General features: G+C 62.7%; 9 protein-coding genes. 5 read left to right on the forward strand and 4 right to left on the reverse strand.

What is annotated here, in order from left to right; all coding sequences use genetic code 11:
• The first annotated feature begins 264 nt into the window (after nt 1-264).
• The 5 genes from petA to WCB02_RS33415 all read left to right on the forward strand — a co-directional run bounded on the left by petA (nt 265) and on the right by WCB02_RS33415 (nt 7,071).
• On the forward strand, nt 265-795 hold the full coding sequence (gene petA, locus WCB02_RS33395) for a ubiquinol-cytochrome c reductase iron-sulfur subunit (protein ID WP_423965140.1): 531 nt from the start codon (nt 265-267) through the stop codon (nt 793-795).
• Between the two features lie 66 nt (nt 796-861).
• The gene (locus WCB02_RS33400; RefSeq protein ID WP_423965143.1) at nt 862-2,931 is read left to right on the forward strand and encodes a cytochrome c1; all 2,070 of its coding nucleotides are present in this window, start codon (nt 862-864) and stop codon (nt 2,929-2,931) included.
• A 199-nt stretch (nt 2,932-3,130) separates the two neighbouring features.
• Complete coding sequence (locus tag WCB02_RS33405) at nt 3,131-3,805, forward strand: dienelactone hydrolase family protein (protein ID WP_423965146.1); 675 nt, start codon at nt 3,131-3,133, stop codon at nt 3,803-3,805.
• A 517-nt stretch (nt 3,806-4,322) separates the two neighbouring features.
• Nucleotides 4,323-6,494: an anthranilate synthase component I gene (locus tag WCB02_RS33410; protein ID WP_423965149.1), complete on the forward strand. Its 2,172-nt coding sequence runs from the start codon at nt 4,323-4,325 to the stop codon at nt 6,492-6,494.
• A gap of 37 nt (nt 6,495-6,531) precedes the next feature.
• The gene (locus WCB02_RS33415) at nt 6,532-7,071 is read left to right on the forward strand and encodes an adenine phosphoribosyltransferase (RefSeq protein ID WP_423965151.1); all 540 of its coding nucleotides are present in this window, start codon (nt 6,532-6,534) and stop codon (nt 7,069-7,071) included.
• A 50-nt stretch (nt 7,072-7,121) separates the two neighbouring features.
• Here the strand turns inward: WCB02_RS33415 and WCB02_RS33420 are convergent, their stop codons facing one another.
• From WCB02_RS33420 to WCB02_RS33435, 4 genes are all read right to left on the reverse strand, one after another.
• On the reverse strand, nt 7,122-7,787 hold the full coding sequence (locus WCB02_RS33420; protein ID WP_423965153.1) for a hypothetical protein: 666 nt from the start codon (nt 7,785-7,787) through the stop codon (nt 7,122-7,124).
• 57 nt (nt 7,788-7,844) lie between these two features.
• Complete coding sequence (locus WCB02_RS33425; RefSeq protein ID WP_423965155.1) at nt 7,845-8,606, reverse strand: hypothetical protein; 762 nt, start codon at nt 8,604-8,606, stop codon at nt 7,845-7,847.
• Nucleotides 8,607-8,845: 239 nt separating this feature from the next.
• The gene (locus tag WCB02_RS33430; protein ID WP_423965157.1) at nt 8,846-10,096 is read right to left on the reverse strand and encodes a M48 family metallopeptidase; all 1,251 of its coding nucleotides are present in this window, start codon (nt 10,094-10,096) and stop codon (nt 8,846-8,848) included.
• Between the two features lie 31 nt (nt 10,097-10,127).
• On the reverse strand, nt 10,128-10,358 hold a 231-nt coding region (locus tag WCB02_RS33435; RefSeq protein ID WP_423965160.1), incomplete at its 5' end, for a LemA family protein.

A 10,358-nucleotide genomic window follows, 5' to 3' on the forward strand; every position in this document is an offset into this window, starting at 1 on the left:
GCGGAAATGGATGGAATAAAACAACGATGTGCGCGGATTTCGTGCATGGTATGCTTGTCGGCCGATAGCGGGCTTGCGCTCTTTCGGCAAGGGTGCCAATAGATCGATTCTAACGGCTTGTTCCGCCTGCCAAGGCCGGGGGAAGCGGTTTTTCTGCCGCCGCGGGGGACGCGGGCGCCGGCAGCCTCCCAGGTCCGTACGTTGGTTGGTGCGTGCGCAGCTTGGACGGTTCCGCCGGCTGCAACTAGGAAAGGGTTTAGTATCGTGACAACAGCGACTTCGGCTGATCATCCGACACGGCGTGATTTCCTTTTTGTTGCAACGGGGGCGGCCGCTGCGGTCGGTGGATTGGCCACGCTCTGGCCGTTCGTCTCCCAGATGAATCCGGATGCCTCGACGATCGCCGCCGGTGCGCCGATCGAGGTCGATCTGGCGCCGATCGCCGATGGACAGGACATCAAGGTGTTCTGGCGTGGAAAGCCGATTTACATCCTCCACCGCACCAAGAAGCAGATCGATGAAGCCCGCTCGGTCCAGGTCTCGAGCCTGCCCGATCCCGCGACCGACCAATCCCGGGTCAAGGACGGCCACGACCAGTGGCTGGTCGTAATCGGCATCTGCACCCACCTCGGCTGCATCCCGATCGCCCATGAGGGCAACTACGACGGCTTCTTCTGCCCCTGCCACGGCTCGCAATACGACTCCTCCGGCCGCATCCGTCAGGGGCCCGCGCCCGCCAATCTGGCGGTGCCTCCCTATCAATTCACATCCGATAGCAAAATCCAGATCGGCTGACGCCTCGGCCCGAACTCCTTTGGCCTCGAAGCCTTTGCACGCCGTCTTTTTCCTCAGGATCGCATCATGAGCGGACCATCCGATTACAAGCCGAACCATCCAGCCTTGCAATGGTTCGAACGGCGATTGCCGATTTTGGGTCTCATGCACTCCTCGTTCGTGGCCTATCCGACGCCGCGCAACCTCAACTACTGGTGGACCTTCGGTGCCATCCTGTCGTTCATGCTCGGCATACAGATCCTGACCGGGGTGATCCTGGCGATGCACTACACGCCGAATGCCGGGCTTGCCTTCCGCTCGGTGGAACTGATCGTGCGTGACGTCAATTACGGCTGGCTCTTGCGCAACATGCACGCGGCCGGCGCCTCGATGTTCTTCTTTGCCGTCTACATCCACATGTTCCGCGGCCTTTATTACGGGTCGTACAAGGAGCCGCGCGAAGTGCTCTGGATCCTCGGCGTCATCATCTATCTCCTGATGATGGCGACCGGTTTCATGGGCTACGTCTTGCCCTGGGGCCAGATGAGCTTCTGGGGCGCGACCGTCATCACCAACCTGTTCTCGGCCATTCCCGTGGTCGGCAATAGCATCGTCACCCTGCTATGGGGCGGCTATTCCGTCGGCAATCCAACGCTGAACCGTTTCTTCTCGTTGCATTATCTGTTGCCGTTCGTGATCGCGGGCGTCGTGGTGCTGCATGTCTGGGCGCTCCATGTCGCGGGCCAGAACAACCCGGCCGGCGTCGAGGCGAAGAGCGAAAAGGATACCGTGCCGTTCACGCCCTATGCCACGATCAAGGATATGTTCGGCGTTTCCTGTTTCCTGATCTTCTTTTCCTGGTTCATCTTCTACATGCCGAACTATCTCGGCGACGCCGACAACTACATCCCCGCCAATCCCGGCGTGACGCCACAGCACATCGTGCCGGAGTGGTACTACCTGCCGTTCTACGCGATCCTGCGCTCGATTCCGAACAAGCTCGCCGGCGTGATTGCGATGTTCTCGGCGATCATCGTGCTGGTGTTCCTGCCCTGGCTCGACAGCGCCAAGACCAGGTCGTGCAAATATCGTCCGCTCGCCAAGCAGTTTTTCTGGATTTTCGTCGTCGTCTGCGTTCTCTTGGGCTATCTCGGCGCCCAGCCGCCGGAAGGCATCTATGTCGTCGCCGGCCGGATCCTGACGTTCTGTTATTTCGCCTACTTCCTTGTCATGCTGCCGCTGCTCAGCCGCATCGAGAAGCCGCGGCCGCTGCCCAATTCGATCGCCGACGACGTGCTGGCCAAGACCGGGAGCCGGGCGGCACCGATGGTCTCCACCGTGATTGCGCTGGCAATCGCGGGCACGCTGTTCGCTGGCAGCACGCAAAGCGTGCGAGCCCAGGAAACCGACATTCCTCCGTCACTGAAATGGTCGTTTGCCGGTCCGTTCGGCAAATTCGATCGCGGCGCGTTGCAGCGGGGCCTGAAGGTTTACAAGGAAGTGTGCTCGAACTGCCACTCGCTGTCCTACATCGCCTTCCGCAATCTCGCCGATCCCGGCGGCCCCGGCTATACGCCGGAACAGGCGGCGGCCTTGGCTGCGACCTACACCGTCAAGGACGGCCCGAACGACCAGGGCGACATGTTCGACCGGCCCGGCCGGCCGGCCGACTATTTTCCCTCGCCATTTCCCAACGAACAGGCCGCGCGCGCGGCCAATGGCGGCGGTCTGCCGCCGGACCTGTCCTTGATCACCAAGGCACGCTCCTACGAGCGCGGCTTCCCCTGGTTCATCTTCGACTTCTTCACTCAGTTCCAGGAGCAGGGGCCGAACTATGTCGCGGCGATCCTGCAGGGTTTTGAGGACAATCCGCCCGCGGGCGTGAGCATCCCGGAAGGCTCCTACTACAACAAATATTTCCCCGGTCACGCCATCAAGATGCCGAAGCCGCTCTCGGACGGCCAGGTCACCTATGACGACGGCTCGCCGGCAACGGTCGCGCAGTACGCCAAGGACGTCGCCACCTTCCTGATGTGGACCGCGGAGCCGCATATGGAGGCCCGCAAGCAGCTCGGCTTCCAGGTGTTCATCGTGCTGATCATCTTCGCAGGCCTGATGTTCTTCACCAAGAAGAAGGTCTGGGCCGAGGCGCACTGATCGTTCCTGAAGCGAATGTGAGTTGCGAAAAGCCCCCGCGGGGGGCTTTTGTTTTAGACGAGGACGTCATTCCGTGGCGACGCGACAGCATCGAACCCGGAAGCTGACGACTCTCGGAATGACGGATCGAGATTGCGTCCTGTCCGCGCTGCGGACAGAGTAGCGTTCAATCGGCAAGCCAAAATCGTCGGAGGAACCCATGGGCACGATCATCAATTTCAAGCGTCCGGACGGCAAGGAAGCGTCCGGTTATCTCGCCAATGCCGCGCGCGGCAACGCGCCTTGCGTGGTGGTGATCCAGGAATGGTGGGGGCTCTCGGAACAGATCAAGGGGATGTGCGACCGTTTCGCACTCGCCGGTTTCGACGCGCTGGCCCCCGATCTCTACAACGGCAAGGTGGTGCCGTATCACGACACGGACGCTGCGGCCAAGGAGATGAATTCGCTGGATTTCATGGACGCCACCACGCAGACCGTGCGCGGCGCCGCGCAATATCTGTCCCGGAACGGCGCCAAGGTCGGGCTGACCGGCTTCTGCCTCGGCGGCGCGGTGACCATCATCGGCGCCGCCAGGATCGCTGAACTGACCGCCGGCGTGGTGTTTTATGGCATCCCGCCGGAGCAGGCGGCCAAGCCCGCCGACGTCAAAATTCCGCTGCAGGCGCATTTCGCCAACAAGGACGACTGGTGCACGCCGGAGCTGGTCAACGGTTTCGAGAAGGCGATGAAGGCCGCCGGCAAGTCGCTGGAGCTCTATCGCTATGACGCCGAGCACGCCTTCGTCAACGAGCAGCGCATGGCGGTTCACGACCGCGAGGCTGCCGAGCTCGCCTGGGCCCGCGCCACCGAATTTTTCCGGAAGCATCTGGGGTAAGCTTGTCGCTGCGTCCCGCCCCCTGCCGGCAAGGTCATGGTGTGATGCGCTGGCGGGTGAAGGCCGTGGAAGACGCCATCGAGAAGGTGCGGAAACTACCGGCAGAGCGGCAGGCCTATATCGCGGAAATCCTATATCGCGGAAGTCCTGGAACAGATCGCTGCCGCCGGCGGCGATCCGTTCACCTTGCCGCAGGAGCACCGTGCCGACACATTGCCCAAATCCATGATACCAATCCGGAAATATCCGAGCGGCCGAAGCCGGCACATTGACGGGCGCGTAATGCGCCTATTTTCGCGCAGCCCACGCATGAAGCTCTCTTGACTGCGTCCTGCCGCCATGGTGTACCTCAGGCATGACCGCCGTCGTCCGCCCAGCCCATCTCTGGTGGCCCACCTTCTAACAGGTGGCCGGTGCGATTTTCCTATTTTCCATCGTCAGAGGCCGCCATCGCAGTGCGGCGGCCTTCCGTTTGTCCTGTGTGGCGTTCCCTCGGCAAGTTTCGTAAGAGGACCACATGAACAGGACGGTTTTTTCCCTTCCGGAGCGCAGCGAGTACCGCACCCGCGGCGGGCTTGTGGTCACCCGGGTGGCGGAACAGTTTTCCGGCGGCGCCAGCCGGCTCGACGGGCTGATCGATCTGCTCGACCGCCGCCGCGGCGTGGTGCTGTCCTCGGGCACCACGGTGCCCGGCCGCTATGACAGTTTCGACCTCGGCTTCGCCGATCCGCCGCTGGTGCTGGAAACCTCCGGCGTCGATTTCTCGCTTGCGGCGCTGAACCCGCGCGGCACCGTGCTGATCGCCTTCGTTGCCGAGGTTCTGGCCGGCAAGCTGCGCGATCCCTGTGTGGTCATCACGAAGACGAGCCCGACCAGCGTTGCCGGCCATATCCTGCGCGGTGCGGCGCCGGTCGAGGAAGATCAGCGCACCCGGCGGGCCAGCGCGATGTCGTTGGTACGGGCTCTCATCGCAGCGTTCGCGGCGAGCGACGATGCGCTGCTTGGCCTGTACGGCGCCTTTGCCTACGACCTGGTGTTCCAGATCGAGGACCTCGTGCAGAAACGCGCGCGCGAGGCGGACCAGCGCGACATCGTGCTCTACGTGCCGGACCGGCTGCTCGCCTATGACCGCGCCACCGGGCGCGGCGTCGAGCTCACCTACGATTTCGCCTGGAACGGCAAGTCCACCCAAAACCTGTCGCGCGAGACGGTCGAAAGCGTCTACACCAGGACGCCACGGCAGGGATTTTCCGATCACGCGCCCGGCGAGTACCAGGCGACGGTCGAGACCGCGCGCGCGGCGTTCGCCCGTGGCGACCTGTTCGAGGCGGTGCCGGGGCAGCTGTTCGCCGAACCTTGCGAACGAACGCCGGCGGAGGTGTTCCAGCGGCTGTGCCGCATCAACCCGTCGCCCTATGGCGCGCTGATGAATCTCGGCGACGGCGAATTCCTGGTGTCGGCCTCGCCGGAGATGTTCGTGCGTTCCGATGGCAGACGGGTCGAGACCTGCCCGATCTCGGGCACGATCGCGCGCGGCGTCGATGCGATCGGCGATGCCGAGCAGATCCGCCAGCTCCTGAACTCGCAGAAGGACGAGTTCGAGCTCAACATGTGCACCGATGTCGATCGCAACGACAAGGCGCGGGTCTGCGTGCCCGGCACGATCAAGGTGCTGGCGCGGCGGCAGATCGAGACATACTCGAAATTGTTTCATACCGTCGATCATGTCGAGGGCATGCTGCGGCCGGGGTTCGACGCGCTCGATGCCTTTCTGACCCATGCCTGGGCGGTCACCGTGACCGGTGCGCCGAAGCTCTGGGCGATGCAGTTCGTCGAGGACCATGAGCGCTCGCCGCGGCGCTGGTATGCCGGCGCGATCGGCTGTGTCAATTTCGACGGCAGCATCAACACCGGCCTGACGATCCGCACCATCCGCATGAAGGACGGGCTTGCCGAAGTGCGGGTCGGCGCCACCTGCCTGTTCGATTCCGACCCCGCGGCCGAAGATCGCGAATGCCAGGTCAAGGCCGCGGCGCTGTTCCAGGCGCTGCGCGGCGACCCGCCCAAACCGCTGTCGAGCTTTGCGCCGGACGCGACCGGCAGCGGCAAGCAGGTGCTGCTGATCGATCATGACGATAGCTTCGTGCACATGCTGGCGGATTATTTCCGCCAGGTCGGCGCCAGTGTCACCGTGGTCCGCCATGTCCATGCGCTCGATATGCTGAAGCAGAAGAAATGGGACCTGCTGGTGCTGTCGCCCGGTCCGGGCCGCCCGGAGGATTTCAGGATTTCGGCCACCATCGCCGCGGCGCTCGAGCAAAAACTGCCGATCTTCGGCGTCTGTCTCGGCGTGCAGGCGATCGGCGAATATTTTGGCGGCGAACTCGGCCAGCTCGGCCAGCCCGCGCATGGCCGCCCCTCGCGGGTGCAGGTCAAGGGCGGGCGGTTGATGCAGAGCCTGCCCGATGAGATCGTGATTGGTCGCTACCATTCGCTCTATGTCGAATGCGGCAGCATGCCCGAGGTGCTGAGCGTGACCGCGAGCACCGAGGATGGCGTGGCGATGGCGATCGAGCACAAGACGCTGCCGGTCGGCGGCGTGCAGTTTCACCCGGAATCGCTGATGTCGCTGGGTGGCGAGGTGGGTTTGCGGATCGTCGAGAACGCGTTCCGGCTTGGCGTAGGGTGAGCGGCATGGCGCGGAATGACAACCGAAAGAGAAGCCGATGACTTTTGACAACGACCTGAAGGCGAGCGTTCGTACCATTCCGGACTATCCGAAGCCCGGCATCCTGTTTCGCGATATTACGACGCTGCTCGCCGATGCCCGCGCCTTCCGCCGCGCCGTCGACGAACTGGTGCATCCCTGGGCCGGCTCCAAGATCGACAAGGTCGCCGGCGTCGAGGCGCGCGGCTTCATCCTGGGCGGGGCGATCGCCCACCAGGTCTCCGCCGGCTTCGTGCCGATCCGCAAGAAGGGCAAGCTGCCGCACACCACGGTGCGGATCGCCTACTCGCTGGAATATGGCCTCGACGAGATGGAGGTGCACGCCGACGCCGTCCATCCCGGCGAGCGCGTGATTCTGGTCGACGACCTCATTGCGACCGGCGGCACCGCGGAAGGCGCCATCAAGCTGTTGCGCCAGATCGGCGCCAATGTGGTGGCGGCCTGCTTCATCATCGATCTGCCGGACCTGGGCGGAGCTGACAAGCTGCGGAAAATGGATGTTCCGGTACGGACGCTGATGACGTTCGAGGGGCATTGAAATTCGTTTTCAGCCACGTCGTTCAGGCCCGCGCCGGGACTATCGGACTGCTACCGCTGTAGAATCAATTCCAGTTCCAGGTCGCGGAAGTGGATATAATTCCTGCGGATCCATTGGTGCAGCTCGGTCGACGAATCCTGTTCCTGGCGCAGGTAGTCGGTGAACGAGAAGGTCAGACGGTCGATATAGGTCTTCAGAAAGGTCGGCAGCGCCGAAATGTACATCAGGCGACCGTCGGCCATGGCGGCCGGCAGTTCGCCGCGCACCACGAATTCATTGTCCACGGTGATCAGATTGGCCGGCGGAATCTGCCGGCGCAGCAACTCGTGGGCACGGGCCGAAGCGCGATCGATATCGGCCACGAACAGCACGACGGGGACGACGTTGCGGCGCGCCGCCTCTTTGACGAAGCCGATCTCCCCGATCATCTTGAAGAATTCGTCGAACGCGTGGAACCCGAGGTCGATCACCTTGGCCATCCCGTCATCGACGATGACGCGGTCCATCAAGGCCATCTTGCCGAAGGTGTCGCTGACGTCGGCGGTCTCGGTCAAATGCGGCAGGTAGTCGAGCAGCGAAGGTTCTTTGAGGTTGATGTCGAACGCCGTCACGTCCCCGTTCTTGAGGAGCAGGAATTCGGTCAAGAGTCGGGCAACCACGGTCTTGCCGACGTGTGGACGGGGCGAAGCGACGATGTAGACGGGCGTAGCAGCCATTGGTCCTTATATCAGGAGAATTCCGCCTTCTAATCCAGGTGAATTACGGTCAAAAAATTATTTTTCGCCACCGGCGCCCCGGATACCCGCTTTTCCGGAACCGACGATGTCGGTCAGCTTGATTCGATCGAACTCGCTCCACACGTTGGCAAGCCAGTGACGGACATAGCCGCGCAGCACGAACGAGTAGTTCGCGGCCTCGTCATTGATGCCCTTGTTGGCGACGAATTTGAGGAATGGAACCGAGGCGATTTCGACCTGCTCGAAGGCCATTTCGTCGAGCTTGGGGATGGTCAGCTCGGTGGCATCCTTGATGCGCTGGAAATACGAATTGTAGGTCGACTGGTCCCACTCGAAAAAGCTGGTGTTGTTGATGAAGTTCTTCACCAGGAAGTATTTCGCGCCGGTCATGAAGCTCGCGGTATCGGCGATTTCGTCGAGCGAGGCGATCGACGATCCCAGGATGTGGAACACGGCAAAGGTGATCTGGCCGGACTTCGCGGCGTCGAGAAAGCCGATGTCGCGCAGGGCGGCCAGCGTCGGCGACATGATGCCGGCGCGGACATCGATCACGGTCACCGAGGGGACCGCCGTGTTCAGCGTATCGAAGATCTTCATCTGATCCGCCGTCGAGGTCATGTCGACGATCTCGGTGATTTCAGGGTGGAAACGCTTCAGGGTCCCGCGCGGTGATTCGGTGTCGAAAGCGCGGGTCGCGACGGCGTTGGCGTTGAAGTAATCGAGCAATGTGCGCGAGACCGTAGTCTTGCCGACCCCGCCCTTGTCCGCACCCACTACCACCACTGCCGGCTTTGCCATGTTCGCCCCTTAAGCGCCCGTTTGGCCGCATGCTGCGGCCGCGAAGAAGAATTCCTGTCCCTGCTTTGGGCGCGAACATGGCAGAAACAAGGGAGAATTCAATTTAATAGATTTCTGTGGGAATAGATTGACAGCGGCGCCACACGGCAATTTTCCTCTTTCCTTTGAGCAGAGGAAAGCAGGCGGAGAAGGCAATCCGAGTGTGCCTCTGCGAGCCTAGCACCTCTCGGTCTCGGCTTCTATTGGCTGCTCCATGGGCCGGTTGCGGGATGCTTGCCCCATGGACCAGCCGGGGCGCCGTCCTGAGACGCATTCGCGGGTTCGCGCTTGCCCCAGGGACCGGATGACGCACCGGACGACGCACCGGATGAAGGATCGGGCGGCAATGACGTCGGTTCCTGGCGGCCGTCGCCCTCATCCGGGACCGCTTCGCCTGCCTGCGCGGTAGGCATCGGCAGCGCCATCGGGCCCAGATAGTGCCCGCCGGCATATTTCACCAGCGCCTGAACCCGCGCTTCCACCGACGGGTGGGTCGCGAACAGGTCGGAAAATCCCTCGCGCGGGTTGTCGAGGCATAATTCCATCACGGCCGAGGTTGCGCCCGGCAGTTCGCCGCGGCCCTCGATCCTGCGCAGCGCCGAGATCATGGCGTCGGGGTTTTTCGTCAGTTCCACCGAGCCCGCGTCCGCCAATAATTCGCGAGAGCGCGACAGCGCGAGCCGCACCAGCTGCGACAGGGCCCAGGCCAGCGCGATCAGCACGACGGCGAGAATGATGATCAGGATCGCGCCGCCGCCCGAGCTCTTGCGGTCGCCGCCATTGTCCGAGGAAGAGGAGGACGACCACGACGATCCGCGGCGGTAGCCGCCGCCCCAGCCGTAACCGCCGAAATTGAAGAAGGAGCGGAACAACAATTCGGCGAAGAAGCCGACCACGCCGGCGATGATCACCGCGATCACCATCATCTGCACGTCGCCGTTGCGGATGTGGGTCAGCTCGTGGCCGAGCACCGCCTCGATCTCCTGGTCGTTCAGCGTGGCCAACAGCCCCGTGGTGACGGTGACCGCATATTGCCTCTGGTTGAGCCCGGTCGCATAGGCGTTCAGCGCAGAGCTGTCGACCAGCTTCAGCTTCGGCATCGGGATGCCGCGCGAGATGCAGAGGTTCTCGAGGAGATTGTAGAGCCGCGGCTGCTGCTGGCGCGTGACGTCCTGGCCGCCGGTAACGGCATCGATGATCGACTGGTGGAAGAAATAGGCGATCACGATCCAGAGCACTGCGGCGCCGGTCGAATAGGGCAGCGTCCGGATCACGTCGACAAAGGCGACCCTGAGATAATAGCCGGCCGTGGCGCCGCCATTGTTGAGCACCTCGATGACCAGGGCGCCGGCATAGACCACGACATAGACCAGCACGAACAGGCCTGCGAGCAGCAGCATCGAACGAAATTTGTTCGATGCGATGTGGGTATAGAGACCGTATGCGGCCATCAGTGCTGCTCGATCGGATTGTGTGCGGCAATCAGAACTTCACCGCCGGCGCCGTCTCGACCTCGGCACGGTTGGCGCCGAGATCGAAGAAATCCCTGCGGGTGAAACCCATCATGCCGGCGAACAGCGCGGCGGGCATCTGCTGGATGCCGGTGTTGTATTCCTGGACCGCGTTGTTGAAGAAACGGCGGCTGGCTGCGATCTTGTTCTCGAGGTCCGACAATTCGCTCGCGAGCTGCTGGAAGTTGGCGTTGGCCTTGAG

It is taken from the genome of Bradyrhizobium sp. (genome assembly GCF_049581145.1).
In the GTDB taxonomy this organism is placed as follows: domain Bacteria; phylum Pseudomonadota; class Alphaproteobacteria; order Rhizobiales; family Xanthobacteraceae; genus Bradyrhizobium.

What these genes read in the sequence shown, in the direction of transcription:
- WCB02_RS33415 (WP_423965151.1), top strand. Translation starts at nt 6,532, where the DNA reads ATGACTTTTGACAACGACCTGAAGGCGAGCGTTCGTACCATTCCGGAC.
- WCB02_RS33400 (WP_423965143.1), top strand. Translation starts at nt 862, where the DNA reads ATGAGCGGACCATCCGATTACAAGCCGAACCATCCAGCCTTGCAATGG.
- WCB02_RS33420 (WP_423965153.1), bottom strand. Translation starts at nt 7,787, where the DNA reads ATGGCTGCTACGCCCGTCTACATCGTCGCTTCGCCCCGTCCACACGTC.
- WCB02_RS33430 (WP_423965157.1), bottom strand. Translation starts at nt 10,096, where the DNA reads ATGGCCGCATACGGTCTCTATACCCACATCGCATCGAACAAATTTCGT.
- WCB02_RS33405 (WP_423965146.1), top strand. Translation starts at nt 3,131, where the DNA reads ATGGGCACGATCATCAATTTCAAGCGTCCGGACGGCAAGGAAGCGTCC.
- WCB02_RS33410 (WP_423965149.1), top strand. Translation starts at nt 4,323, where the DNA reads ATGAACAGGACGGTTTTTTCCCTTCCGGAGCGCAGCGAGTACCGCACC.
- WCB02_RS33425 (WP_423965155.1), bottom strand. Translation starts at nt 8,606, where the DNA reads ATGGCAAAGCCGGCAGTGGTGGTAGTGGGTGCGGACAAGGGCGGGGTC.